The organism is Pseudomonas sp. TH43 (genome assembly GCF_016650635.1).
Classification (GTDB): Bacteria; Pseudomonadota; Gammaproteobacteria; order Pseudomonadales; family Pseudomonadaceae; genus Aquipseudomonas.
In genome coordinates this window covers 1022479-1046653 of sequence record NZ_JAEKFI010000001.1, presented here as the reverse complement: position 1 = coordinate 1046653, position 24175 = coordinate 1022479, and the positions used below count along the sequence as shown (strand labels likewise).

Sequence of the window (24175 nt, the reverse complement as noted above, 5' to 3'; positions counted from 1 at the left end):
TCCTGAATGTGTTGACTGACACACCGCTTTCGCGAGCAGGCTCGCTCCCACATGGAGTTTTGTGTATGGCTCAGGTTCTGCGGGATTCTTCTTCGAGCTGGTCGGACTCGAACAACCGCGCCAGCTCCGCCCGGGCTTCCTGGGCGGTTTGCAGGACTTTCGCCGCGTCGTCGTAGATCGCGTGTTGCGCCTCCAGCACCTGTTCGTCATGGTGTTTGAAGCGCTTGATGCGGGCATCGGCCTGGGCTTGCGTCAGCCCCAAGCCCACCAATGTGCGCCGGCTCATTTCCAGGCTTGAGTAATACGTCTCGCGAATCGCTTCCGCGCCGACATCCACCAAGCGGTGAACGTGCTGACGGTTACGCGCCCGGGCGATGATTTTCATGTGTGGGTAGAGCTTGCGCACCACCTCGGCGGTCTTGATGTTGGTCTCCGGATCGTCCGTGGCAATCACGAAGTATTCCGCTTCGCCGACCTTGGCCGCATGGAGGATTTCCGGGCGCATCGGGTCACCGTAGAACACCGGCACGCCACCAAAGCTGCGCGACAGTTCGATGGTTTCGACCGAGGTGTCCAGTGCGACGAATTTGATGTTCTGCGCGCGCAGAATCCGCGCCACGATCTGCCCCATCCGGCCCATGCCGGCAATCACCACGCGCGGCGTGTCGGTATCGATCTCGCGGAATTTTTCCGGCACTTCCACCGGCTGTACCTTCGGGCTCACCAAGCGCGCGCAGAGCAACAGCAGCAACGGCGTCAGCGCCATCGACAGGGTGATGGTCAGCACCAGCAAGTCATACAGGCGCGGCTCGAACAGACCCTGATCGCGGCCTATCTTGAACACCACAAAAGCGAATTCACCACCGGCGGCGAGGACGATGCCGAGGCGAATGGCGCTGATCTTGTTCAACCCACCGGCCAGGCGCCCGACCACAAACAGCAGCGGCAGCTTCAGACCAATCAGCAGCAGCGTCAGCCCGAGCACCGTGATCGGCGCGTTAAGCAGCAGACTGAGGTTGGCGCCCATGCCGACGCTGATGAAAAACAGCCCGAGCAACAGGCCCTTGAACGGTTCGATCTGCGCTTCCAGCTCATGCCGATACTCCGAATCCGCCAGCAGCAGCCCGGCGAGAAACGCCCCCAGAGCCATCGACACACCGACCAGATCCATCAGCCACGCTGTGCCGATCACTACCAGCAACGCCGTGGCCGTAGAGACTTCCGGCAGGCCGGTTTTCGCCACCACGCGGAATACCGGACGCAACAGATAGCGCCCGCCAACCACCACCACAGCGATACCGCCGAGCACTTGCAACGCGTGATTCAGACTCTCGGCACTGCTGGTGTTTTGCGCGCCGCCAGCGAGCATCGGCACCAGTGCAATCAACGGGATCGCGGCGATGTCCTGAAACAGCAGGATCGCGAACGCCAGACGCCCGTGGGGGCTGGTCAACTCTTTGCGCTCGGCCAGACTTTGCAGGCCGAACGCCGTGGAGGAGAGTGCCAGACCGAGGCCCAGCACAATCGCACTGTTCAGTGGTTGGCCAAACACCGACAGAGCCAGCACACCAATCACCGAAGCCGTCAGCAACACCTGCGCCAGGCCGACGCCGAACACCGATTTGCGCATCACCCACAACCGTCGCGGCGACAGCTCAAGGCCAATGATGAACAGCAGCAGCACCACGCCCAATTCGGAAATATGCGCCACGCTTTGCGGGTTGCCGATCAGGCCCAGCACGGAAGGGCCGATGATCACCCCGGCAAACAGATAACCGAGCACCGCGCCCAATTGCAGACGTTTGGCCAAAGGCACGGTGAGCACCGCCGCGAACAGAAACACGACAGCGGCTTGCAACAGATTGCCTTCATGGGGCATGGGTTTACTCCTGACAGCGTACGGCGGGGGTCGACAAGGATAAAGGCTGAATCGTTTCAAGATCCACCGAAGATCCCTGTAGGAACTGACGAGTGCAACGAGGCTGCGATCTTTTGATCTAGCTTTGGATTTCAAAGAAGCACGATCAAAAGATCGCAGCCTGCGGCAGCTCCTACAGGGGATTTTCATCGTTTCTGTAAAATTTCGCATCAATTGGTTACATTGATAGCGACAGCGAATCAATCATTTCGAGACCGACCATGGCCATCAATTTCGACCTCAACGACCTGCAAGCCTTTCGCGCTGTGGTCGAGCAGGGCAGTTTCCGCAAGGCCGCCGACACCGTGCGCCTGTCACAACCGGCGCTGAGCCGGCGCATCGAGAAGCTCGAAGACGCCCTCGGCGTAAAACTGTTCGAGCGCACCACGCGCAAGGTCAGTCTGACCCAGGCGGGGCGCGGCTTCATGCCCAGTGTCGAGCGTTTGCTCGATGATCTCGACGTGGCCTTGCTCGGCATCAGCGAAGTCGCTTCGACCCGTCTGGGCCATGTCACCGTCGCCTGCGTGCCCTCGGCGGCGTACTACTTCATGCCGCGCGTGGTTGCCCGCTATCACCAGCAATTCCCGCGCATCAAGGTCAAAGTTCTCGACTCCAGCGCCCATGACGTGCTCAGCGCGGTGGTCAACGGCGAGGCGGATTTCGGTTTGAGTTTCCTCGGTACGCAGGATGCCAAAGTCGACTTCGAACCGCTTGTGCAGGAGTGCTACGTCGTCGCTTGCCGCCGCGATCACCCATTGGCCGGGCACAGCAGCGTGACGTGGGACGAGTTTTATCAGCAGGATTACATCTCGCTGGACAAGACGTCGGGCAATCGCTTTTTGCTCGATCAAGCCCTGAGCACGGTGGTGCCGCAGCGCCAGAGCATCTGCGAAACCAAGCATGTGACGACCATGATCGGTCTGGTCGAGGCGGGTTTGGGCGTGGCGGCGGTACCGTTGATGGCGATGCCCGGGCCGGATCATCCGATCCTGACGCGGGTGCCATTGACCGATCCGCAGGTAATGCGCAGCGTGGGCATTATCAAGCGCCGGGATCGTACGTTGACCCCGGCAGCGTTGGAGTTGGAGCGTTTGGTGGTGGAAATGAAAGTGCAGCCGCCGAACCTCAGTGCTTGACCGAGTCCAACCCGGTGGCCTGGACATCCGCCTGGGCGGCTGGCGCGGCGAGGTAGGCGAGCAACGCCTTGGCTTCCTGTGGATGCTGCGCGCCCACCGGGACGCCGGCAGCAAAACGCGTGACCGACTGCACCGATTCCGGAATCTTCGCCACGAAACTCACGCCCGGCACTGGCAGCAATTCGCTGACCTGCTGAAAGCCCAGTTGATAATCGCCAGTGGCAACCACCGAGCCCACCGGGATTTTTGCGATCATTTTGGCTTTCGGTTTCAGTTGCTCTTCGATGCCCAGCTTCTTGAATAACTGCTGCTCGATGTACACGCCGCTGGCGCTGTCGGAATAGGCCACCGACTGTGCATCAAGCAGGGTTTTCTTCAGGCCGTCGACGCTGCTGATATCCGGTTTTGGCGCGCCTTCGCGCACCACCATGCCGATCCGCGAATCCGCCAGTTCCACGCGGGACGCCGGGTCGACCTTGCCTTGCTTGATCAAGTCATCGAGGGCGTAGCCGACCATGATCACCACGTCGGCGTGCTCACCGCGCGCGAGGCGATTGGGGATCGCCTCGGGTGCCTTGCCCATCGACGGGCCAAGTTGGGTGTCGAGGGTGTTGCCGGTGGCGGCGGCGAACTTCGGGCCGAGGATTTTATAGGCGGCGGTGAAGCCGCCGGAGGTCATCACGTTCAGTTGTTCTGCGTGCGCCAGGGTGCTGAAAGCGAAGAGCGCGATGGCGGTGAAGTTGAAGAGTTTTTTCATGGTCATTGTTCCTTATGCGGCGACCGGTTGCAGGCGGCCGCCCGCGCGGCGATAGAGGTACAGCGTCGCGCACAGTGCACACAACGCACCGATGCTCATCCAGTAACCCGGCGCCGCTTTGTCGCCGGTGTATTGAATCAGGAAGGTCGACATCGCCGGGGTGAAGCCGCCGAAAATGGCCGTCGCCAGGCTGTAAGCGAGGGAGAAACCGGCGACGCGCACTTCCACTGGCATGATTTCGGTGAGCGCCGGAATCATCGCGCCGTTGTACATGCCGTAGATGAACGACAACCACAGCAGCGACATCAGCATGTGGCTGAAGCTCGGCGCCTGCACCAGGTACGACAGCGCCGGATAAGTGGTGGCCAGTGCTAACAGCGACATCGCAATCAGCACCGGACGACGGCCGATGCGATCCGACAACATGCCGCCAATCGGCAGCCAGAAGAAGTTCGATACCCCCACCAGCAACGTCACCAGCAACGCGTCCGAGGTGCTCAGGTGCAACACGGTTTTGCCGAAGGTCGGCGCATACACGGTGATCAGGTAAAACGCGGTGGTGGTCAGGGCGACCATCAACATCCCGCCGAGTACCACAACCCAGTTCTGGCCAAGGGTGCGGAACACTTCGCCCATGCTCGGACGGTGTTTGCGCGCGGCGAACTCTTCGGTTTCTGCCAGATTGCGGCGCAGCAGAAAGATGAACGGCACGATCATGCAGCCAACGAAAAACGGAATCCGCCAGCCCCAATCAGCAATCACGTCCGGCGCCATCCACGCGTTCAGCGCGAAGCCCAATGCGGCGGCGACAATGATCGCCACTTGCTGACTGGCTGACTGCCAAGCGGTGAAGAAACCTTTGCGGCCCGGGGTGGCGATCTCGGACAAGTACACCGAAACCCCGCCCAATTCGGCACCGGCGGAGAAGCCTTGCAACAGGCGTCCGATCAATACCAAGGCTGGCGCAAACAGGCCGATGCTTTCGTATCCGGGCACCAGCACGATCAATATCGTGCCGCTGGCCATGATCGACAGAGTGACGATCAAACCTTTACGGCGGCCGACGTCATCGATGTACGCGCCGAGCACGATGGCCCCCAGAGGACGCATCAGAAAGCCCGCGCCGAACACCGCGAAGGTCATCATCAGGGAGGCGAATTCACTGCTCGCCGGGAAGAACACCGACGCGATCTGCGTGGCGTAGAAACCGAACAGAAAGAAGTCGAACTGTTCGAGGAAGTTGCCCGAGGTCACCCGGAAAATGGCGCCGGCCCGCGAGCCGCCGTTTGGGATTGAGGCTGTCATAGCAAAGTACTCCACCGCTTTTATGACGTGCGCCACGGAGAGTCAGCGCACGGATGTTATTGGGGCGGATGGTGGCGCAGGTGTAACAATATGTTAATTGCATTGTTGGCATGGATTGATGCGCAAAGCGGATCAATCCGCCCGACGCTTGCTTTTTGTAGGCGCCGAGCTTGCTCGCGAAAGCGTTGTCTCAGACGATCAATATGTTGGATGTGTCGACGCCTTCGCGAGCAAGCTCGGCTCCTACAGGTTTTGTTGTGTGGGTGAAATTTGCGCTCACATGAAAATCTTGTGGGAGCTGGCTTGCCAGCGATGGCGGCCCGGCAGACGACTACAATCCCCCAGCCAACCCGCACAAAAAAACAAGGAATGATTCCCGAGCCGCGCAGTCGGAGTTCAGGTATCACACATCAATGGAGGTTCACCGATGAACAGCAAAACCCTAATCGCCAGCCTGGCCCTCGTTGCCGGCATTGCCGGGATCAGCCCACTTGTTCAAGCGGCGCAAACCTCAAGCGATCCAACCGTACAATCCCCGGTCAGCGACCGCGAATTGAAGGTCAATGACCGCGCCCCGGATATTTATCAACGCAGCGAAAAAGCCCTCGACTGGAAAGCCAAAGGCCTGAAAAAACCGGTCGATCAGGCGCAGTGGGTGCAGATCAATGACCAATACGTCATGGTGATGATCACCAACGGCACCATTGTCGAGATGAAACAAGTCCCGCGTTAAACCCCGGCAATAATTAGCCATGGACGGTTGATTGCAATCGAGCGCCATTCGGGTAAAACCCGTGGGCGTCTCGAGTGACTGGATGTCAGGAGCAATGGGTTGGACAAGAAGCCGCTTTACCGCAAAGTCAACACGCGCACCTGGGGTGTGCGACGTAATGAGTTGGTCGCCCATTACCGCGATCAACGAAATACCAAGAGCGAGAGCCGCCGCGAAGCATCGCGAGGTTCGATGCATTCCGGCAAACGATACGGACTGGATTACACGCCATTGTTCCGTTTCTTATTGTCCCGGGTGGGTGGTCGTTGGGATCAGATTTTCAGTGAAGTGGTGTCGCGCCTCGATTGTCCCGATCCGCTGTTCTGGATGGTTGCCATTCAGGAAGATGAGCGCAGTGACATCGTCCGGTTGGGTGAGTCGAGCTACTTCAATGGCCTGTACGTCGATGAGCAAAACCTTCTGCAAATCGTCAATCCCGAATTGAAAGCCGCGGACATGACGCCGAGTTGTCAGTGCTGCACTCACACCTTCAACGGCGTTGTGTTTGGCAAGACAGCTGGCTGACCTCACTCCATTCGGCTGTGACTCAGAACCTGCCCACCGCCCAACCGATACTGATTGTTGCCACTGCGTTTCGCCTCATACATCGCCAGATCGGCAATGTGCAGCAGGCGGTCCATGGTCGGTGCGTGGTCGGGAAACACCGCGACGCCAAGGCTGCTGCCGATATGGCGCTGGTCGTTGCCGATGCTGATCGGCGGCGACAGCTCGATGAAAATCTTCTGACAGATGCTGCGGGCTTCGTCCTGCAAGTCGATGCCCAGTGCCAAGCCTTGCAGGATGACCACGAATTCGTCACCGCCAATCCGCGCGACGGTGTCGGTGGCGCGCAGGATGCGTTTGAGGCGGGTAGCGGTGGTGATCAGCGCGCGGTCGCCGGCGGCATGGCCGTAGTGGTCGTTGATATTTTTGAAGCCGTTCAGGTCGACGAACACCAGCGCCACTCGCGTGTTGGTCTGCCGGGCCTGATCCAGTGCTTCGGACAAGCGTTCTTCCAATACCAGACGATTGGGTAATCCGGTCAATGGATCGAAGTGGGCGAGGTGCTGGAGGTAACTGGCCGAGGCTTTTTCTTCGGTGATGTCGCGCACCACGCCCATCATTTTGATGACCGTGTCGTGGTCATTGCGTACCACATTGCCGGTCTCGCGCAGCCAGCGAATCGTACCGTCAGGCCAGACCACGCGGTATTCCTCGTCGTGGTTTTCGCCGGTTTTCAGGCAGCGCAGTTCACCGTCGCGCACCCGCACGCGGTCATCCGGGTGTACGCAGGAGCAGAAGAGGGCGTAGGACGGGGTGATTTCACCGATCTTGAACCCAAACATGCCGTAGATCGCGTCCGACCAATACAGCCGATCGGTGTCGACTTCCCAATCCCAGGTGCCGATGCGCGCGAAGTATTGGCTGCGCTTGAAGCGCTCGGCGTCGCCGTCCTGATGAATGTTGCGGCCTTCAGCGGCGCGGCTCAGCAGGTCACGGTATTCGGCGAGTTGCCGGCGCAAATCGCGCTCGCGCCAGCTCAGCACGCCAATCACGGCCAGCAAGACAACCCCAAGGGCTAGACCGATCCAGAGCTGAGTCATTAGCGTGCTGCCAGCATGGCGGATCTATCCGAGGAGTAATGGCGGTTGGCTATGTTAATGCTTCGTCACTCGGTTCGGATACAGGGCGATCTTCGTGTACTGGTTGCCAATAACCGCCATTTCTGGGAAAACGGCGGCCTGCTGAACAATAGAGTGAAATGACATGAATGATGAACTGCAGGTAATCGATCTTCAGGTGGGCGAGGGTAAGGCCGCAGTCAAAGGCGCGCTGATCACCACGCAATATACCGGCTGGCTGGAAGACGGCACCGAGTTCGATTCGTCCTACAGCCGTGGCAAACCTTTTCAGTGCGTGATCGGCACGGGCCGCGTGATCAAGGGCTGGGATCAGGGGCTGATGGGCATGCAGGTGGGCGGCAAGCGTAAGTTGCTGGTGCCGGCGCACTTGGGGTATGGCGAGCGGACGATGGGCAAGATTCCGCCGAATTCGAATCTGCTGTTCGAGATTGAGTTGCTGGAGGTTTTGACGCGGGAGGATTGAGTGCAGGCGCTGTCGAGTCCTCCAGTGAGCCTTTGGTGGCGCTGGAGGATGTCGAAGGTTAACCCGGAGCCGGTACACCTTTTATCCTTTCGGAGTTTCGTCAACGCACGCGTTGAAGTAATCCTTGGCGGGCTGAGTGGTCCTCAGGCCCACTGCAACGGTGGCCCGGACGGAAAGCAGATGTCTACTTCCAACTTTGCTGCTGCCGAAATATTGACCAAGGCATCGAGCGAGAACTTGTCGATTTTCCCGTTGAGTACATCATTGAGGCGTGGCTGAGTAATGCCCAGACGCTTGGCTGCCTCCTTTTATGGAAGCTCCCAAGCGCGAATGGTCTCGCAAAGCGTACGCATCAGTTTGGCCCGCAGACGCATATTGGCTGCGTCCTGCGGCGTGTCTTCCAGTGCATCCCAGACGCTTGTAAAACGCAGGGATGGGTCTTGATGATCCTTCATGGCCTAACCTATTTCCTGGTATCTGGCGCGAGCCAGTTCGATATCTCGCGTTTCAGTTTTTCGTGTGGTCTTGTGCATGGCGTGCAGCACATAAATGGCTTCAGGCCGATTGACCACATAAAACACCCGAAACGCTCCTGAATCCTCAGTGATCCTGATTTCGTTGACGCCACGGCCTATGGTTTTCATGGGACGCCAATCAAAAGGTTCTTCACCCTGTTGCAAAAGATCCAACTGAAAACCCGCAGCCCTTCGGGCATCAAGCGGGAATGCACGCAGATCTTTGAGCGCACTCCCTCACCTCATCAACTCACTTCAATTTCTGGTCGGCGGCTCCAGGTTGTCGAGCGCGCGGTTGACGGCGAGTTCGCCGAGCATCACCACTTGCTGAATGCCGAGCAGGGTGTTGCGGTAGGGCGTTTCGAGCAGGCCGGCGAAGTCGCTGAGCATGATGCTGGCCGAGGCCTGATCGCGACTAAACGATAGGGTGGTAGCTGTACGCAGGTTAGTCGACCGGCCACAAGCAAACCGGCGCGCCCGAAGGCGCCCTGCGCACAGTTACCATTAAGTACAGGCCAAAAAAATCCTGAGATAACGGACTGCGTGCAGCTTGTGTACACCGAGCGACTAAACCCGATCACTTAACATTCAGTGATGCGAACAAAGTTACCGGCGACCCCCAAGCCGCACAAGCCGGCGGATTCTGGCGTAGTTGTAGGCAAAGGCGCAAGGCGCTGTAGCCCGGTGGATGATGTCGAAATGATGCGTTGTTTTTCCGGGCCTTTTCGCGAGCAAGCTTTGCTCCTACAGTGTCTCGGGGTGTGCAAGAAACCTTTGTAGGAGCCGGGCTTGCCCGCGAAGGCGGACGATCAGTCACCGACGATATTGAACAGTGGAATTCGCCCATTCAGCGAAGGCCGGTAATGCCAGGCCAGTCGCTCCAGATTCACACCGTGATCGAGGATTTCCCTGACAGTCGCGCAGGCAATTTCCATCGCCAGCACCTGACCTGGACACTGATGTCGCCCGCTGCCAAAACTGAAACTGCGCCGATTCGGCCGATCCAGTAAAAAACTGTCTGGCTGTTCATCAAGCGCCGGATCGCGATTGGCCGAGGCCAGCAGTACCAGAATCACATCGCCGGCCTCGACCCGCACACCGTCGATCTCGCAAGCGGCAGCCACAAACCGCCGCGTGTTTTGCACCGACGGATCAAAGCGCTGCACTTCGGCCATCAGCGTATCCATCGACGCACCGAGCAACTCAGGATGACGCCGCAACGCCACCAACGCGTTGCCAATCAAACCAGCGGTAGCTTCGTGGGTCTGCGAACACAGGCCAATCAGGTTAGCGATCATCGTGTCTGCATCGCCTTCAAATCGCTGCTTGATCGCCGCCAGCAAAGCGCTATCCGTCTTCGCCAGCAACTCAATGAAATATCCACGCAACTGCTCAGCGGCGGCATGCGCGGCCAGCCGTTGCAGGTCATTGCTCAACGGCGACAGGCATGCGACGAAGTCAGCGGTCAATACACTGACGACCCGAGCCTGCGCCGGGTTGAAGCCAAGCAGCGCCGCGACCACGCACACCGGCCCGCGAAACATGGCTTTATATAAGCCATCGGCGTCTACCGTGATCAGACGCGCCGCCACCAATGTGTTCACTGCCGTCAGATCGATCAGCGCCAGCTCGGGCTCAATCGCCGAACGCGGGCAGCGCTGAGGCTCGCCATCGTTCATCCTCATCAACTGCGCGAACACTGCTCCGGCCGTGCCCGAAGCAATCGCCTTGGGCACTGGCTCCAGCAGTGGACGCACCCGACAATCGGCGTGCGCCAACACCGCACACACCGCGCGCGCACTGCTGGCGACCCACAATTTCAAGCCATGATGAAAGGTCAACCCGCCCTGTGCACGCAATTCGGCGTAATAAGGATAAGGATCGGCATGTGTCGCAGCGATGATCGGGTCCATGGTTCACAGCCTTGTCGTGAGGAAAGTGATGCGAGTATCTTCAGTCCACAGCGGCGATGATTCGTCCGGGAGCGAAATATGCACGCAGAACATCAAGACATCGGCGTCTCGCAGGTGGCCGCTGCCATTGCGGAGCCGGCGCGCACTAAAATCCTCTGCTCGTTGATGGACGGCCACGCGCGCACCAGCACGGAGTTGGCGACCATCGCTGAAGTCAGCGCCTCCACCGCCAGCGCGCACTTGGCCAAACTCAAGGATCTGAGCCTGGTGCGCCTGCATGTGCAGGGCCGCCATCGTTATTACAGCCTCGCCGACAAGCGCGTGGCGCAGGCGCTGGAAGCGTTGATGGTGATTGGTCAAAACGCCGCACCGACCTTCAAGCCACACACGCCGGATCGCCTGCAATTTGCTCGCACCTGCTACGACCACATGGCCGGGACGCTGGCGGTGTTGCTGCATGACCGTTTGATCGAAGCGGGGTGGCTGGTGGAGACCGACGAGCAGGCGTATCGCTTGAGTGGCAGTGGCGACGCGTTGTTCTTGGCGCTGGGGATTGAGGTAGAGGAATTGAGTACGTTGCGGCGCAAATTTGCCTGTCCATGCCTGGACTGGAGCATGCGCCGGCCGCATCTCGGTGGGTCGCTGGGGGCGGCGTTGTTGCAGGCAGCGTTGAAGCGCAAATGGGTAACGCAGGATCTGGACAGTCGGGCGTTGGCGTTGACGGCGCTTGGCAGAAAGGAACTCAACGTGCGGTTTGGCCTGGCGTTGCCAATTGAAAACCGCCAGATCGAAAGATCGCAGCCTGCGACGGCTCCCTCAGGAAGTATGCACACCCGATAAAGAATCCATGTAGGAGCTGCCGCAGGCTGCGATCTTTTGATCTTCGCTCCGAGCCGACGAGGGGTCATACCTCACCTTGTGCCCACGCTCAGGACTCTATACTGTATATCCAAACAGTAAAGAGCCCGCGCCATGCAAATCATCGACAAGCTCAGCATCCTCGCCGACGCCGCCAAGTACGACGCCTCCTGCGCGAGCAGCGGTGCGCCCAAGCGCAGCTCCGAGGGCAAGAGCGGTCTGGGCTCGACCGATGGCATGGGCATTTGCCACAGCTATACGCCCGACGGGCGTTGTGTCTCGCTATTGAAAATCCTGCTGACCAACTTCTGCCTCTACGATTGCCAATACTGCGTCAATCGCCGCTCCAGCGATGTGCCGCGGGCACGCTTCACGCCCGAAGAGGTCGTCACGCTGACCCTGGATTTCTACCGGCGCAACTGCGTCAGCGGGCTGTTCCTCAGTTCCGGCATCATCCGTTCGGCGGACTACACCATGGAACAACTGGTGCGGGTGGCCAGGTTACTGCGCGAAGAGCACGAGTTTCGCGGCTACATCCATCTCAAGACCATTCCCGAGGCCGACCCGGCGCTGATCGAAGAGGCCGGGCGTTACGCCGATCGCCTGAGCGTGAACATCGAACTGCCCACCGATGCTAGCCTGCAAACCCTGGCGCCGGAGAAGGACATCGGTTCGATCAAGCAAGCAATGAGCACCATCTACACCGGCGTACAAACAGTACTCAACGAACCCCGTTCGGCGAAGTTCGCGCCCGCCGGCCAGAGTACGCAAATGATCGTCGGCGCCGATGACACCGACGACAGCACGATTTTGCACAGTGCCCAGTCGCTGTACGGCAACTATCGCTTGCGGCGCGTTTACTATTCGGCGTTCAGCCCGATCCCCGACAGCCCGAAAAGCGTGCCTCTGGCCGCGCCGCCGCTGATGCGCGAGCACCGTTTGTACCAAGCCGATTTCCTCTTGCGCAGTTACGGTTACAGCGCCGACGAGTTGCTCAAGGGGCCGGGCAATCTGGCGTTGGATATCGACCCGAAGCTGGCGTGGGCGCTGCAGAATCGCGAAGTGTTTCCGCTGGATCTCAACCGCGCCGAAGCCTCGTTGATCGCGCGCATCCCCGGCATCGGGCTACGTACCACTGAACGTCTGGTCGAGCTGCGTCGGCAACGACGGATCCGCTACGAAGATGTCGCGCGCATGCGCTGCGTATTGGCCAAGGCCAAACCCTTCATCATCACCAGCGACTACCACCCGCAGCAGGCTGAGGTCACCAGCCATATGCTTTATCAGCAACTGCGCGACCGGCCGATGCCGCAACAGATGGGGTTGTGGGGATGATCAATCTCGATTGCGACGATTTGTTCGACACCTGGCGACAGCAGGCGCGTTGGCTGCTCAGCCATGAAGTCGACCCGAGTCTGGTGAGTTGGGCGTCGGAAGGCGTGGGAGATCTGTTTGCCAATAATGATGATCCGGTACCTGAAGGGCAGGGGCCGTTTATGGCGAAGATCCCGCGCGTGCTGCTCGATACCCTGGAACAAGCCGCGCAATATCGGGGTGATCAACGCTGGAGTCTGTTGTACGAAGTGCTGTGGCGCGTCAGCCACGGTGATCGCACGGCAATGATGGCCGGTGACAAACTCGGTAGCGAGTTGCAGCGGCGAATCAAGCAAGTGCGCCGAGAAGCTCATCACCTGCATGCCTTTGTCCGATTCATCGAGCGTCCCAAATCCAGTGTCGGCCCGCAATATGTGGCGTGGCACGAACCGGCCCACGACATTCTGCACAGCGCCAGCGAGCATTTTGTCGGGCGCATGGGCCAGCACCGCTGGCTGATCGCCACGCCGCGTGACGGGGTTTATTACGATGGCGAGCAACTGATCCATCAGCGTCAATGTCCGCGGGAATGGCAACAACTGGCGCAGAACGTCGACGATCCGCATGGCGAATTGTGGCTGACCTATTACAGCCACATCTTCAACCCGGCGCGGTTGAACGAGAAGGTCATGCAGGGGCATCTACCGGTGCGGTTCTGGAAAAATCTGCCGGAGGGTGAGTTGATTCCCGGATTGATCACCCAGGCACGAATGGGCAAACAGCAGGATGGCCAGGCGAGCGGGATTGCCAGTCGTTCGGGTAAACGTATTGCGTTGAAATAAAAGATCAAAAGATCGCAGCCTTCGGCAGCTCCTACATCGATCTCCTGTAGGAGCTGCCGAAGGCTGCGATCTTTTGATCTTCATCTTCACAACAAAAAAGCCCCCCACCGATCACTCGGTGGGGGGCTTTCGTGCATCAGCAGCCGTCAAATCAAACCTTGACGATCCAGCCCGCTGGCGCTTCGATGTCGCCGGTCTGTACGCCCGTCAGCTCTTTATAAAGCTTCTGAGTCACTGGACCCACTTCAGTCTCACTGTGGAACACATGCAGGTGATCGTTGTAGCTGATCCCGCCGATCGGGGTGATCACCGCAGCGGTACCGCAAGCGCCGGCTTCTTTGAAGTCCGACAGTTTGTCGATCAGCACGTCGCCTTCGACCACTTCCAGGCCCAGACGCGATTTCGCCAGTTCGATCAATGACAGGCGGGTGATGCCTGGCAGAACGGAAGGCGAATTCGGGGTGATGAACTTGTTGTCGTGGGTGATCCCGAAGAAGTTGGCCGAACCGACTTCTTCGATTTTGGTGTGGGTCATCGGATCCAGGTAGATCGCGTCGGCGAAGTTGGCTTTCTTGGCTTTCGAGCCCGGCATCAGGCTGGCTGCGTAGTTGCCACCGACCTTGGCTGCGCCGGTGCCTTGTGGGGCAGCGCGGTCGTAGCTGGAGATCTGGAAGTTGTGCGGGGTCAGGCCGCCCTTGAAGTAGGCGCCGACCGGGATGCAGAAGATCGAGAAGATGAACTCGGGTGCGGTGCGCACGCCGATGTTGTCACCTACGCCGATCACGAACGGACGCAGGTACAGCGCGCCGCCGGTGCCGTACGGAGGAATGAAGCGCTCGTTGGCACGAACCACTTCTTTACAGGCTTCGATGAACTGCTCGGTGTCGACCGTTGGCATCAGCAGACGCGCGCAGCTGCGTTGCATACGCAGGGCGTTCTGATCCGGACGGAACAGGTTGATCGAGCCGTCCTTGCAACGATAGGCCTTCATGCCTTCGAAGCACTGCTGGCCATAGTGAAGGGCAGTCGAGCCTTCGCTGATGTGCAGCACGTTGTCTTCGGTCAGGGTGCCTTTGTCCCACTCGCCATCGCGAAAGTACGACAGATAGCGTTTGTCGGTCTTGATGTAGTCAAAACCCAGCTTGTCCCAATTGATGCTTTCGTTACCCATGACACCCTCTATCACTGAACAACTGTCGAAACGGTTCAAGGCTTCTGACGTTTTTTGGATGGGCACAACAATACTTCATTCTTGAGCGGTTTCGCAGCCCGGACTATCGGATGACAGACAGATAGTTCGTGTTGACCTCAGCAATTCGCGAGCAGGCTCGCTTCCACAGGGAAATGCATTCCAAATGTGGGAGCGAGCCTGCCCGCGAAGGGGCCTACAGGTGCAACGCATGCCCCAAAGCACGCAGCGCCGCTTCCTGCACCGCCTCACCCAGGGTTGGATGCGCGTGAATGGTGCCGCCGATGTCTTCCAGCCGCGCGCCCATTTCCAGGCTTTGCGCAAAGGCTGTCGACAACTCCGACACCCCGACACCCACAGCCTGCCAGCCGACAATCACATGATTATCCCGACGAGCGACTACGCGTACGAAGCCGCTTTTCGACTCCAGCGTCATCGCCCGGCCATTGGCGGCGAACGGGAAGCTCGACACGATGCAGTCCAGGCCCGCAGCCTTGGCCTCGTCCGGCGTTTTGCCAACCACCACCAGTTCCGGGTCGGTAAAGCACACCGCGGCGATGGCAGTCGGGTGGAATTCGCGGGTCTTGCCACTGATCAATTCGGCAACCATTTCGCCCTGCGCCATGGCGCGGTGGGCCAACATCGGCTCGCCGCTCAAATCGCCAATGGCGTAGACGTTGCGCATGCTGGTCTGGCAGCGGCTGTCGATCTTGATCGCTGAACCGTTCATGTCCAGATTCAGCGCTTCAAGGTTCCAGCCTTTGGTATTCGGTTTGCGACCGACGGCCACCAGCACCTGATCGGTTTCCAGGTTCAGCGTTTCGCCTTCAGGGTCGCGCACCTGCAACGTGCCGTCGAAACCCAGCACGCTGTGTTTCAAATAGAGCTTCACGCCCAGTTGCTTCAGCGCGTCATGCACCGGCTGCGTCAGTTCGGCGTCGTAGGCCGGCAGGATGCGATCCTGCGCCTCGACCACGCTGACCTCGGCGCCGAGCTTGCGATAAGCGATGCCCAATTCCAGACCTATATAACCACCGCCAACCACGACCAAACGTTTCGGCACTGACTTTGGCGTCAGTGCTTCGGTGGAGGAGATGATCGGCCCGCCAATCGGCAGGATCGGCAGATTGACGCTGGTCGAACCGGTGGCCAGCACCAGATGCTCGCACTGGATGCGGGTGTCGCCGACGTCTACGGTTTTGCCGTCGATGACTTTGGCCCAGCCATTGATGACCTGAACCTTGTTTTTCTTCAGCAGTGCCGCAACGCCAGTGGTCAGGCGATCAACGATGCCGTCCTTCCACTCGACGCTTTTAGTGATGTCGAGCGTCGGCGCCGAAACGCTGATGCCCAGCGCCGAATGCTGATGGTGATGCTGGGTCTGGTGAAACTGCTCAGCCACATGAATCAGTGCTTTCGAAGGGATGCAGCCGATGTTCAGGCAAGTGCCGCCCAGCGATTGGCCTTCGACCAGAATCGTCGAAATGCCCAGTTGCCCGGCGCGAATCGCAGTGACATAACCGCCAGGGCCGCCGCCAATAATCAGCAGCGTGGTGTTCAAAGTCTGCATTGCATCACTCCACAAACAGCGTTGCGGGTTGTTCGATCAAGCCGCGAATGGCCTGGATGAAGAGCGCCGCGTCCATGCCGTCGACCACGCGGTGATCGAAAGAGCTGGAGAGGTTCATCATCTTGCGAATCACCACCTGGCCTTTCACAACCATCGGTCGTTCAACGATTTTGTTGACGCCGACGATTGCCACTTCCGGCAGATTCAACACTGGCGTGCTGACGATGCCGCCCAGCGCACCGAGGCTGGTCAGGGTGATGGTCGAGCCGGACAACTCATCACGGCTGGCCTTGCCATTACGTGCGGCGTTGGCCAAACGCGAGATCTCCGCCGCGCTGTCCCACAGGCTCCGAGCTTCGGCATGACGCACCACCGGCACCATCAGACCGACATCGCTTTGCGTGGCGACGCCGACATGCACCGCGCCGAGGCGGGTAATGACCTGGGCTTCGTCGTCGTAGCGGGCGTTCATCTGCGGGAAGTCGCGCAGGGCGACGACCAGGGCGCGGACGAGGAACGGCAGCAAGGTCAACTTGCCACGGCTGGCACCGTGTTTTTCATTCAGATGTGCGCGCAGTTCTTCAATCGCGGTGACGTCGATTTCTTCGACATAACTGAAGTGTGCGGCTCGCTGAGTGGCGTCCTGCATGCGCTGGGCGATCTTGCGGCGCATGCCAATGACTTGAATCTGTTCTTCGTCGTTACGCTGGGCATAAGCGGCAGCAACCGGCGCCGAAGCGTTTGACTGACCTTGCACCAGATAGGCTTCAAGGTCTTCGTGCAGCACACGACCGGCCGGGCCGGAACCGCGCACCAGACGCAATTGAATGCCCAGATCCAGCGCATGCTTGCGCACGGCCGGGGAGGCGAGCGGGCGTTCATCCGCTTCACGAGCAACCATCGGGCCTTGGCAAACCGCAGCCGGACGCGGGGCGGCTGGAGCAGGTTGGCTTTCCACTACGGTTTCAACTTTCGGCGCCGCCGGTGCTTCTTTTACAGGAGCGGGAGCGGCGGACTCTTTAAGGTTGCCAGCCCCCTCGACTTCAATGCTGATCAGCACACTGCCGACCGCCATCACTTCACCCGGCTGACCACCTAACGCAATGACCTTGCCGTGTACCGGCGATGGAATATCGACCATCGCCTTGTCGGTCATCACGTCCGCCAGCACCTGATCTTCAACCACCAGATCGCCGACCTTGACGTGCCACTGCGACAATTCTACTTCTGCGATGCCTTCGCCGATGTCCGGCATCTTGATAACGTGCGTGCCCATTCAGACCTCCATAACCCGTTTCAACGCCGCGCCCACTCGGGACGGCCCTGGGAAATACGCCCACTCTTGCGCGTGCGGGTAGGGGGTGTCCCAACCGGTGACGCGTTCGATTGGCGCTTCCAGGTGATGGAAGCAATGCTCTTGCACCAGCGACACCAGTTCGGCACCGAAACCGCAGGTGCGGGTGGCCTCGTGAACCACCACGCAACGACCGGTTTTCTTCACCGATTTGACGATGGTTTCGAGGTCCAGCGGCCACAGGCTGCGCAGGTCGATGACTTCGGCGTCGACGCCGGACTCTTCAGCAGCGACTTGCGAGACGTAAACGGTGGTGCCGTAGGTCAGCACGGTCACGTCTTTGCCCGGACGGGTAATCGCGGCAACGTCCAGCGGTACGGTGTAGTAACCGTCCGGGACTTGCGCGGCCGGGTGTTTCGACCACGGGGTTACCGGGCGGTCGTGGTGGCCGTCGAACGGGCCGTTGTACAGGCGCTTTGGCTCAAGGAATATCACCGGGTCATCGTTTTCGATGGAGGCGATCAGCAGGCCTTTGGCGTCATAAGGGTTGGATGGCATCACGGTGCGCAAACCGCAGACCTGAGTGAACATCGCCTCGATGCTCTGGCTGTGCGTCTGGCCGCCGTAGATGCCGCCGCCGCAAGGCATGCGCAGGGTCATCGGAGCGGTGAACTCGCCGGCCGAGCGATAACGCAGGCGCGCGGCTTCGGAAATGATCTGGTCGGAAGCGGGGTAAACGTAGTCGGCGAACTGAATTTCGGCGACCGGACGCAAACCGTAGGCGCCCATGCCGACGGCAACGCCGACGATGCCGCTCTCGGAGATCGGCGCGTCGAACACTCGCGAGGCGCCGTATTTGGTCTGCAGGCCTTCGGTGCAACGGAACACGCCGCCGAAATAGCCGACGTCCTGACCGAACACCACGACATTGTCATCACGCTCAAGCATCACATCCATGGCCGAGCGCAGGGCCTGGATCATGGTCATGGTGGTCGTGGTCATGGCGGTTTCCAACTGAATATTGTTGTTGTGATCGTTCATGTCAGATCCCCAACTGCTGACGCTGGCGCTTCAAGTGCTCCGGCATCTCTTTGTAGACGTCTTCGAACATGGTCGCGGCGCTTGGAATCTGGCCGCCGGCCAGGGTGCCGTGCTGTTCGGCCTGTTTCTGCGCGGCAATCACTTCGGCTTCGAGCTCGGCGCTGACGGCGGTGTGCTCGTCTTCCGACCAGTGGCCGACTTTGATCAGGTGCTGTTTCAAACGGGCGATCGGGTCGCCGAGCGGGAAGTGGCTCCAGTCATCGGCCGGGCGGTATTTCGACGGATCGTCCGAGGTCGAGTGCGGGCCGGCGCGGTAGGTGACCCATTCGATCATGGTCGGGCCGAGGTTGCGACGGGCGCGCTCGGCAGCCCAGGCAGAGGCGGCGTAAACCGCGTAGAAGTCGTTGCCATCAACGCGCAAAGAGGCGATACCGCAACCGACGCCGCGGCCGGCGAAGGTGGTGGCTTCACCACCGGCAATCGCCTGGAAGGTCGAAATTGCCCATTGGTTGTTGACTACGTTGAGGATCACTGGCGCCCGATAGACGTGGGCGAAGGTGAGGGCGGTGTGGAAGTCCGACTCGGCGGTGGCGCCGTCACCGATCCACGCCGAGGCGATTTTGGTGTCGCCCTTGATCGCCGAAGCCATGCCCCAACCGACCGCCTGAATGAACTGGGTGGCGAGGTTGCCGGAGATGGTGAAGAAACCAGCCTCTTTAACCGAATACATGATCGGCAACTGGCGGCCCTTGAGCGGATCGCGCTCGTTGGACAGCAGTTGGCAGATCAGGTCGACCAGTGGCACTTCGCGGGCCATCAGGATGCTTTGCTGACGGTAGGTCGGAAAGCACATGTCGTCGATGTTCAAGGCCAGAGCCTGGGCGCTGCCGATGGCTTCTTCACCAAGGCTCTGCATGTAGAACGACATTTTTTTCTGGCGCTGGGCAACCACCATGCGGTTGTCGTAAATGCGCGTCTTGAGCATGGCGCGCATGCCTTTACGCAGGATCTCGACCGGCACGTTCTCGGCCCATGGGCCGAGGGCATTGCCTTGATCGTCGAGCACACGAATCAGCCCACGCGCCAGGTCGGCGGTGTCAGCGGGTTCTACGTCGATTGGAGGTTTGCGCACCGTACCGGCATCGGTCAAATGCAGGTAGGAGAAGTCGGTTTTACAGCCTGGACGGCCCGAAGGTTCAGGGACGTGCAGACGCAGCGGTTCATACGCTTGGGTCATGGCTTCTACGCTCGATCTTGTGAATTTCTTGTAGTGAGCTGGCAGTCATTCCTCGGTAGAGGAAATCTTGTCCTACAACAATCATAGGCCCGGGCAAGAAGAATATTTCTCTCTGTTTCGTTGCGCTGGAGACGATTTGCAGATAGAAATTCTGCATAAACATAAAAAACAGGTGGTTTTGTCTCATGCGCAAACTGGACCGTACCGACATCGGCATTCTCAACAGCCTTCAGGAGAATGCGCGCATCACCAACGCCGACCTCGCACGCTCGGTAAATCTGTCGCCGACGCCGTGCTTCAACCGGGTCAAGGCGATGGAGGAGTTAGGGCTGATTCGCGAGCAAGTGACGCTGCTGGATGCCGATCTGCTGGGGCTGCACGTCAACGTGTTCATTCATGTCAGCCTGGAGAAGCAGGTGGAGGAGGCGTTGCAGCATTTCGAGGAGGCGATTTCCGATCGCCCAGAAGTCATGGAGTGCTACCTCATGGCCGGAGACCCGGACTACTTGATCCGGGTCCTCGTGCCGACCATTCAGTCGCTGGAACGATTCATGATGGACTTTCTGACCAAAGTGCCTGGGGTGGCGAACATCCGATCAAGCTTTGCCTTGAAACAAGTGCGTTACAAGACGGCGCTGCCACTACCGGCAAACGGGCTGGTATTGGGCGCCTAGAATTTATTCCAGATCTCTCAATTCATAACGGTAGTTGAGCTCTTCTGTGTCAAGGGTTTGCATGACGGTCCAGGTTTGCGGCCATGGAGCGGTCAGGTTTTCTGCCTGAAAAATCAATGTCGAGTTCATGCGTGCATGCTCGAAGTCGGGCGCCGAGGAGAAGGGCGGTTCTGTCGGGTGCTGACGCTTCCAGCGTTCCCACAGCAAATCGAGGTAGCAATGGTGCAGGAAGAACACCGGATCGTTGGGCGAGGAGGCTCTTGCCATGTTGCCGCCAACCCATGAGTGGACAGGGTTATGCAGTTCCATTTCGGCGTGGTTTGCCCACCCCAGTGGATGAGACCAGAAGGGTGTCCGGCTCATCGTCGTATCAATGGCTTGAGTCGAGGGCAGGGGCTCGTCGGGTGCGTTGCCGAAGTTGCGCTGCAAACCGGGATCGCCATTATGGGTATCCCACACATTGATCTGGAAACGCTGTTCTTCCAGCGCAAACCGGCCTGTGCTGACCCGCTGTTCTCGAAAAGGGTCACCGTTGCCACCCAGAAAGTCTGCAGTAAAGGGGTTGTCTGGCCCGACCATGCTCCAGTTCCAGTAAGGGATCGTGATGCCAGGGTCACGGGCTGCTGCTTGTAACTCGCGTTCGAACTGACGAATCAGGATCCGGTGCCAGGGGAAAAACAGCGGCGTGCGGTGAGGATTGGGGATGATTGGATCGCCCAGACCCATCGAGTTTTTGTGAATCTGCGCAAAGTCGTCATAGCGACTCTGGCGGCCCGGTCGAAGAATGCTGGGCACTTCGTTCTTCAACTTCAGAATCGCTTCGATGAACGCAGACTTCTGTGCCGGCGTCATGTCACGGTGGTTACGACGAATATCCATATTGTGAAAACTCCATTGAATGTATGCCCAATAAAGTTCGCTCAATTACGGTTCTTTCACCAGTTCATCACTATCGCTACAAGATGTAGGAAAAACTCCGCTGGTTGCGAGTCAGGGATTTTTTCTTATAGCGAGTTGAGCGGAATCTTCAGGTAGGTGACGCCATTTCCTTCGGCAGCCGGAAAATTCCCCGCGCGCACATTCACCTGGATCGCCGGCAGCAACAACGTTGGCATGCCCAGCCCGGCATCACGCTTCGTGCGCATCTCGACAAACGCCGCCTCATCAACTCCGTCATGCACGTGAATATTGTTTTTGCGCTGCTCACCGACGGTGGTCTGGCATTGCGACTCGCGGTTCTCAGGCGGGTAATCGTGGCAAACGTAGAGCTTCACACTCGCCGGAAACGCCAGCAGTTTCTGGATTGAAGCGAACAACTGATTGGCGTTGCCGCCGGGAAAGTCACACCGCGCGGTGCCGACATCCGGCATGAACAGCGTATCGCCGACCAATATCTGTTCACCGTCAATCAAGTAGGCCATGTCCGCCGGCGTGTGCCCGGGCACATGCAGGGCGGTAGCCTTGAGGTTGCCAATGCGGAATGACTCGTTCGGTGCAAACAGATGATCGAACTGCGAGCCATCCACGCAGAACTCCGGCTCCAGATTGAACAGCGTCTTGAATACGTTTTGCACTTTGCTGATCGACTCGCCAATGGCGATTTTGCCGCCCAGCTTCCGGCGCAGATACGGCGCCGCAGACAGGTGGTCGGCGTGGGCGTGGGTTTCCAGCAGCCATTGCACGTGCAGGTTGTGCGCGTGGACGAAAGCAATGATTTTGTCGGCCTGGGCGGTGCAGGTGCGTCCGGCGGCGCCGTCGTAATCGAGCACCGGATCGACGATTGCGCACTGTCCGCCATCGGCTTCATAGACCACGTAGCTGTAGGTCGAGGAGGCGGGGTCGAGGAAAGCTTCAATCAGCGCGGGCATGGACACAAACCTGTACGAGTGGGCGAAAAGGCATTCGGGGTTGCAACACTTTATGTAAAAACATAATGTTCGCAGCTTAAGTGACCTTGAAGGCATCGTGCAAATGCAATCCAGTCTGACCGAATGTGAAGTCGCCCAGCTGCGCGCCTCGGCGTCCAAAGCCTGCGCGTTGCTCAAAGCGTTGGCCAATGAAGATCGTCTGTTGATTTTGTGTCAACTGACTCAGGGCGAACGCAATGTGGGCGAACTGGAGACCATGACGGGCGTGCGCCAACCGACGCTGTCCCAGCAATTGGGCATCTTGCGTGATGAGGGGCTGGTCGCGACCCGCCGTGAAGGCAAGTACATTTTTTACGGCCTGGCCAGCCACGAAGTGATTCAAGTGATGAAGACCCTGTCCGGGCTCTATTGCGGGGCAGTGCTGAAAAATTTGGGACTTCAATAAATGCCAGCCAACACACCACATACCCTGTGGGAGCTGGCTTGCCAGCGATGAGGGCGTGTCAGCCGACATTGATGGCGACTGACACTCCGCCATCGCTGGCAAGCCAGCTCCCCCAGGTTTAGTGGTTTGACTCGGAAAAATCCTTGCGTGCAGCAAAAGGAACAAGCAATGAACGATCAACACTGGGGCCCATCCATCAGTGCAGATATCGTGGTCATCGGGGGCGGCACGGCCGGTATCGGTTTTATCGCCAGCCTGCTCAAGCGTGATCCGCAGTTGAAAATCACCGTCATCGAACCCAGCGCCCAGCATTACTACCAACCGGCGTGGACGCTGGTCGGCGCTGGCGCCTACGACGTCAAAGACACTGTCCGGCCGATGGCCAACGTGCTGCCGCGCCAAGCCACTTGGATTCAAGCAGCCGTCACCGGCATTGACCCCGACAAAAAACAACTCACCCTCAACGATCAGCGCACCGTCAGCTATCAGAACCTGATCGTCTGCCCCGGCCTGCGCCTGGCCTGGGAGAAGATCGAAGGCTTGCAGGACAGCCTCGGCCAGCACGGCGTCACCTCCAACTACAGCTATCAGCACGCGCAATACACGTGGGATCAAGTGCAGAAGCTGCGCGGCGGCAAGGCGCTGTTCACCCAACCGGCGATGCCGATCAAATGCGCCGGCGCACCGCAAAAAGCCCTGTACCTGTCCTGCGATCACTGGCTTAAAAGCAGCGTGCTGAACAACATCAACGTCGAATTCAATCTGGCCGGCGCCGCACTGTTCGGTGTGCCGGCGTTTGTGCCGCCATTGATGAAGTACATCGAAAAGTACAACGCGAAACTGGCCTTCAACTCGAACCTGGTCAAGGTCGACGGCCCGGCAAAAACCGCATGGTTCGAGATCAGGGACGCCGACGGCAACGTCACCCGCGAGGCGAAAACCTTCGATCTGTTGCACGTGGTACCGCCGCAGGTTTCGCCGGACTTCATCGCACACAGCCCTTTGGCCGATGCGGCCGGTTGGTGTGAAGTCAATCCGCACAGCCTGCAGCACCCGCGTTATCCCGAGGTGTTCGCACTGGGTGATATCTGCGGCACCAGTAATGCGAAAACCGCGGCAGCGGTGCGTAAGCAAGTCGTCGTGGTCGCGGAAAACCTGCTCGCCCTGCGCAAGCAACAACCGCTGCCGCTGAAGTACGACGGTTACGGCTCCTGCCCGCTGACGGTGGAAAAGGGCAAGGTGATCCTCGCCGAGTTCGGTTACGCCGGCAAGTTGCTGCCGACCTTTGCTCTGGACCCGACCGTGGCGCGGCGTTCGGCGTGGTTTCTCAAGGCGACGCTGCTGCCGTGGTTCTACTGGAACGGCATGCTCAAGGGTCGCGAGTGGCTGACAAGTCTGTCCAAGGTCGACTGAGAAAACCC

At 59.2% G+C, this 24175-nt stretch carries 24 protein-coding genes and 1 pseudogene; 10 read left to right on the top strand and 15 right to left on the bottom strand.

What is annotated here, in order from left to right; translation table 11 throughout:
• Positions 1-70: 70 nt before the first annotated feature.
• On the bottom strand, positions 71-1879 hold the full coding sequence (locus JFT81_RS04680; protein ID WP_201226308.1) for a monovalent cation:proton antiporter-2 (CPA2) family protein: 1809 nt from the start codon (positions 1877-1879) through the stop codon (positions 71-73).
• Positions 1880-2139: 260 nt separating this feature from the next.
• Between JFT81_RS04680 and JFT81_RS04675 the strand changes: the two genes are divergently transcribed.
• Entirely contained in the window at positions 2140-3054 is a 915-nt protein-coding gene (locus tag JFT81_RS04675; RefSeq protein ID WP_201226307.1) for a LysR family transcriptional regulator, read from the top strand.
• Here JFT81_RS04675 and JFT81_RS04670 read toward each other — a convergent pair.
• Positions 3044-3811, bottom strand: a complete 768-nt coding sequence (locus JFT81_RS04670; RefSeq protein WP_201226306.1) for a substrate-binding domain-containing protein — start codon at positions 3809-3811, stop codon at positions 3044-3046. The two genes, JFT81_RS04675 and JFT81_RS04670, sit on opposite strands and share 11 nt — an antisense overlap.
• Positions 3812-3823: 12 nt before the next feature.
• Positions 3824-5116 carry an MFS transporter gene (locus tag JFT81_RS04665; protein WP_201226305.1) on the bottom strand — a complete coding sequence of 431 codons (1293 nt, stop codon included), beginning with the start codon at positions 5114-5116 and terminating at the stop codon, positions 3824-3826.
• Between the two features lie 427 nt (positions 5117-5543).
• Here JFT81_RS04665 and JFT81_RS04660 point away from each other — a divergent pair, with 427 nt between their 5' ends.
• Both JFT81_RS04660 and JFT81_RS04655 read left to right on the top strand, forming a co-directional pair.
• Complete coding sequence (locus JFT81_RS04660) at positions 5544-5849, top strand: RcnB family protein (protein WP_201226304.1); 306 nt, start codon at positions 5544-5546, stop codon at positions 5847-5849.
• A 99-nt stretch (positions 5850-5948) separates the two neighbouring features.
• Positions 5949-6413 carry a hypothetical protein gene (locus tag JFT81_RS04655; RefSeq protein WP_201226303.1) on the top strand — a complete coding sequence of 155 codons (465 nt, stop codon included), beginning with the start codon at positions 5949-5951 and terminating at the stop codon, positions 6411-6413.
• 2 nt (positions 6414-6415) lie between these two features.
• Here JFT81_RS04655 and JFT81_RS04650 read toward each other — a convergent pair whose 3' ends face one another.
• The gene (locus JFT81_RS04650) at positions 6416-7492 is read right to left on the bottom strand and encodes a sensor domain-containing diguanylate cyclase (RefSeq protein ID WP_201226302.1); all 1077 of its coding nucleotides are present in this window, start codon (positions 7490-7492) and stop codon (positions 6416-6418) included.
• Between the two features lie 163 nt (positions 7493-7655).
• Here JFT81_RS04650 and JFT81_RS04645 point away from each other — a divergent pair, with 163 nt between their 5' ends.
• Complete coding sequence (locus JFT81_RS04645; RefSeq protein ID WP_201226301.1) at positions 7656-7994, top strand: FKBP-type peptidyl-prolyl cis-trans isomerase; 339 nt, start codon at positions 7656-7658, stop codon at positions 7992-7994.
• Between the two features lie 143 nt (positions 7995-8137).
• Here JFT81_RS04645 and JFT81_RS04640 read toward each other — a convergent pair.
• The 4 genes and pseudogenes from JFT81_RS04640 to JFT81_RS04630 all read right to left on the bottom strand — a co-directional run bounded on the left by JFT81_RS04640 (position 8138) and on the right by JFT81_RS04630 (position 10422).
• Positions 8138-8449 (bottom strand): annotated as a pseudogene (locus JFT81_RS04640) (XRE family transcriptional regulator).
• Positions 8450-8452: 3 nt separating this feature from the next.
• Positions 8453-8728, bottom strand: a complete 276-nt coding sequence (locus JFT81_RS04635; RefSeq protein WP_201226669.1) for a type II toxin-antitoxin system RelE/ParE family toxin — start codon at positions 8726-8728, stop codon at positions 8453-8455.
• Positions 8729-8764: 36 nt separating this feature from the next.
• Complete coding sequence (locus tag JFT81_RS29520) at positions 8765-8899, bottom strand: hypothetical protein (protein WP_277952757.1); 135 nt, start codon at positions 8897-8899, stop codon at positions 8765-8767.
• 419 nt (positions 8900-9318) lie between these two features.
• Positions 9319-10422, bottom strand: coding sequence for a cytochrome P450 (locus JFT81_RS04630; protein WP_201226300.1), 1104 nt, complete (start codon positions 10420-10422; stop codon positions 9319-9321).
• Positions 10423-10500: 78 nt separating this feature from the next.
• On the opposite strand from JFT81_RS04630, the gene JFT81_RS04625 reads away from it, so the two are divergent.
• From JFT81_RS04625 to JFT81_RS04615, 3 genes are all read left to right on the top strand, one after another.
• On the top strand, positions 10501-11262 hold the full coding sequence (locus JFT81_RS04625; protein WP_201226299.1) for a metalloregulator ArsR/SmtB family transcription factor: 762 nt from the start codon (positions 10501-10503) through the stop codon (positions 11260-11262).
• Positions 11263-11394: 132 nt separating this feature from the next.
• Positions 11395-12615 carry a putative DNA modification/repair radical SAM protein gene (locus JFT81_RS04620; protein ID WP_201204455.1) on the top strand — a complete coding sequence of 407 codons (1221 nt, stop codon included), beginning with the start codon at positions 11395-11397 and terminating at the stop codon, positions 12613-12615.
• On the top strand, positions 12612-13436 hold the full coding sequence (locus JFT81_RS04615; RefSeq protein ID WP_201204453.1) for a TIGR03915 family putative DNA repair protein: 825 nt from the start codon (positions 12612-12614) through the stop codon (positions 13434-13436). Before JFT81_RS04620 ends, JFT81_RS04615 begins: the two co-directional genes overlap by 4 nt.
• A gap of 151 nt (positions 13437-13587) precedes the next feature.
• On the opposite strand, the gene JFT81_RS04610 is transcribed toward JFT81_RS04615, so the two are convergent.
• The 5 genes from JFT81_RS04610 to JFT81_RS04590 all read right to left on the bottom strand — a co-directional run bounded on the left by JFT81_RS04610 (position 13588) and on the right by JFT81_RS04590 (position 19767).
• Positions 13588-14607 (bottom strand): branched-chain amino acid aminotransferase, encoded by a 1020-nt coding sequence (locus JFT81_RS04610; protein WP_053121443.1) that lies wholly within the window; start codon positions 14605-14607, stop codon positions 13588-13590.
• Positions 14608-14821: 214 nt separating this feature from the next.
• Complete coding sequence (gene lpdA / locus JFT81_RS04605; protein ID WP_201226298.1) at positions 14822-16195, bottom strand: dihydrolipoyl dehydrogenase; 1374 nt, start codon at positions 16193-16195, stop codon at positions 14822-14824.
• Between the two features lie 4 nt (positions 16196-16199).
• Positions 16200-17471 carry a dihydrolipoamide acetyltransferase family protein gene (locus JFT81_RS04600; RefSeq protein ID WP_201226297.1) on the bottom strand — a complete coding sequence of 424 codons (1272 nt, stop codon included), beginning with the start codon at positions 17469-17471 and terminating at the stop codon, positions 16200-16202.
• Complete coding sequence (locus JFT81_RS04595) at positions 17472-18530, bottom strand: alpha-ketoacid dehydrogenase subunit beta (protein ID WP_201226296.1); 1059 nt, start codon at positions 18528-18530, stop codon at positions 17472-17474.
• Position 18531: 1 nt separating this feature from the next.
• Positions 18532-19767, bottom strand: a complete 1236-nt coding sequence (locus JFT81_RS04590; protein WP_201226295.1) for a 3-methyl-2-oxobutanoate dehydrogenase (2-methylpropanoyl-transferring) subunit alpha — start codon at positions 19765-19767, stop codon at positions 18532-18534.
• A 185-nt stretch (positions 19768-19952) separates the two neighbouring features.
• On the opposite strand from JFT81_RS04590, the gene bkdR reads away from it, so the two are divergent.
• Complete coding sequence (gene bkdR, locus JFT81_RS04585) at positions 19953-20441, top strand: Bkd operon transcriptional regulator BkdR (RefSeq protein ID WP_201226294.1); 489 nt, start codon at positions 19953-19955, stop codon at positions 20439-20441.
• A gap of 3 nt (positions 20442-20444) precedes the next feature.
• Here the strand turns inward: bkdR and JFT81_RS04580 are convergent, their stop codons facing one another.
• Positions 20445-21320: a tyrosinase family protein gene (locus tag JFT81_RS04580; protein ID WP_201226293.1), complete on the bottom strand. Its 876-nt coding sequence runs from the start codon at positions 21318-21320 to the stop codon at positions 20445-20447.
• Positions 21321-21445: 125 nt separating this feature from the next.
• A complete protein-coding gene (locus tag JFT81_RS04575) occupies positions 21446-22309 on the bottom strand; it encodes an MBL fold metallo-hydrolase (RefSeq protein WP_201226292.1) in 864 nt (287 codons plus the stop codon).
• 103 nt (positions 22310-22412) lie between these two features.
• Between JFT81_RS04575 and JFT81_RS04570 the strand changes: the two genes are divergently transcribed.
• Both JFT81_RS04570 and JFT81_RS04565 read left to right on the top strand, forming a co-directional pair.
• Entirely contained in the window at positions 22413-22754 is a 342-nt protein-coding gene (locus JFT81_RS04570; RefSeq protein WP_201226291.1) for a metalloregulator ArsR/SmtB family transcription factor, read from the top strand.
• A 168-nt stretch (positions 22755-22922) separates the two neighbouring features.
• Entirely contained in the window at positions 22923-24167 is a 1245-nt protein-coding gene (locus JFT81_RS04565; RefSeq protein WP_201226290.1) for an FAD/NAD(P)-binding oxidoreductase, read from the top strand.
• Positions 24168-24175: the final 8 nt, after the last annotated feature.

Bases quoted from the DNA above. Each gene is read 5' to 3' on its own strand.
- JFT81_RS04680 (WP_201226308.1), bottom strand. From the start codon at position 1,879: ATGCCCCATGAAGGCAATCTGTTGCAAGCCGCTGTCGTGTTTCTGTTC.
- JFT81_RS04675 (WP_201226307.1), top strand. From the start codon at position 2,140: ATGGCCATCAATTTCGACCTCAACGACCTGCAAGCCTTTCGCGCTGTG.
- JFT81_RS04670 (WP_201226306.1), bottom strand. From the start codon at position 3,811: ATGAAAAAACTCTTCAACTTCACCGCCATCGCGCTCTTCGCTTTCAGC.
- JFT81_RS04665 (WP_201226305.1), bottom strand. From the start codon at position 5,116: ATGACAGCCTCAATCCCAAACGGCGGCTCGCGGGCCGGCGCCATTTTC.
- JFT81_RS04660 (WP_201226304.1), top strand. From the start codon at position 5,544: ATGAACAGCAAAACCCTAATCGCCAGCCTGGCCCTCGTTGCCGGCATT.
- JFT81_RS04650 (WP_201226302.1), bottom strand. From the start codon at position 7,492: ATGACTCAGCTCTGGATCGGTCTAGCCCTTGGGGTTGTCTTGCTGGCC.
- JFT81_RS04645 (WP_201226301.1), top strand. From the start codon at position 7,656: ATGAATGATGAACTGCAGGTAATCGATCTTCAGGTGGGCGAGGGTAAG.
- JFT81_RS29520 (WP_277952757.1), bottom strand. From the start codon at position 8,899: ATGCTCAGCGACTTCGCCGGCCTGCTCGAAACGCCCTACCGCAACACC.
- JFT81_RS04630 (WP_201226300.1), bottom strand. From the start codon at position 10,422: ATGGACCCGATCATCGCTGCGACACATGCCGATCCTTATCCTTATTAC.
- JFT81_RS04625 (WP_201226299.1), top strand. From the start codon at position 10,501: ATGCACGCAGAACATCAAGACATCGGCGTCTCGCAGGTGGCCGCTGCC.
- JFT81_RS04620 (WP_201204455.1), top strand. From the start codon at position 11,395: ATGCAAATCATCGACAAGCTCAGCATCCTCGCCGACGCCGCCAAGTAC.
- JFT81_RS04615 (WP_201204453.1), top strand. From the start codon at position 12,612: ATGATCAATCTCGATTGCGACGATTTGTTCGACACCTGGCGACAGCAG.
- JFT81_RS04610 (WP_053121443.1), bottom strand. From the start codon at position 14,607: ATGGGTAACGAAAGCATCAATTGGGACAAGCTGGGTTTTGACTACATC.
- lpdA (WP_201226298.1), bottom strand. From the start codon at position 16,195: ATGCAGACTTTGAACACCACGCTGCTGATTATTGGCGGCGGCCCTGGC.
- JFT81_RS04600 (WP_201226297.1), bottom strand. From the start codon at position 17,471: ATGGGCACGCACGTTATCAAGATGCCGGACATCGGCGAAGGCATCGCA.
- JFT81_RS04595 (WP_201226296.1), bottom strand. From the start codon at position 18,530: ATGAACGATCACAACAACAATATTCAGTTGGAAACCGCCATGACCACG.
- JFT81_RS04590 (WP_201226295.1), bottom strand. From the start codon at position 19,767: ATGACCCAAGCGTATGAACCGCTGCGTCTGCACGTCCCTGAACCTTCG.
- bkdR (WP_201226294.1), top strand. From the start codon at position 19,953: ATGCGCAAACTGGACCGTACCGACATCGGCATTCTCAACAGCCTTCAG.
- JFT81_RS04580 (WP_201226293.1), bottom strand. From the start codon at position 21,320: ATGGATATTCGTCGTAACCACCGTGACATGACGCCGGCACAGAAGTCT.
- JFT81_RS04575 (WP_201226292.1), bottom strand. From the start codon at position 22,309: ATGCCCGCGCTGATTGAAGCTTTCCTCGACCCCGCCTCCTCGACCTAC.
- JFT81_RS04570 (WP_201226291.1), top strand. From the start codon at position 22,413: ATGCAATCCAGTCTGACCGAATGTGAAGTCGCCCAGCTGCGCGCCTCG.
- JFT81_RS04565 (WP_201226290.1), top strand. From the start codon at position 22,923: ATGAACGATCAACACTGGGGCCCATCCATCAGTGCAGATATCGTGGTC.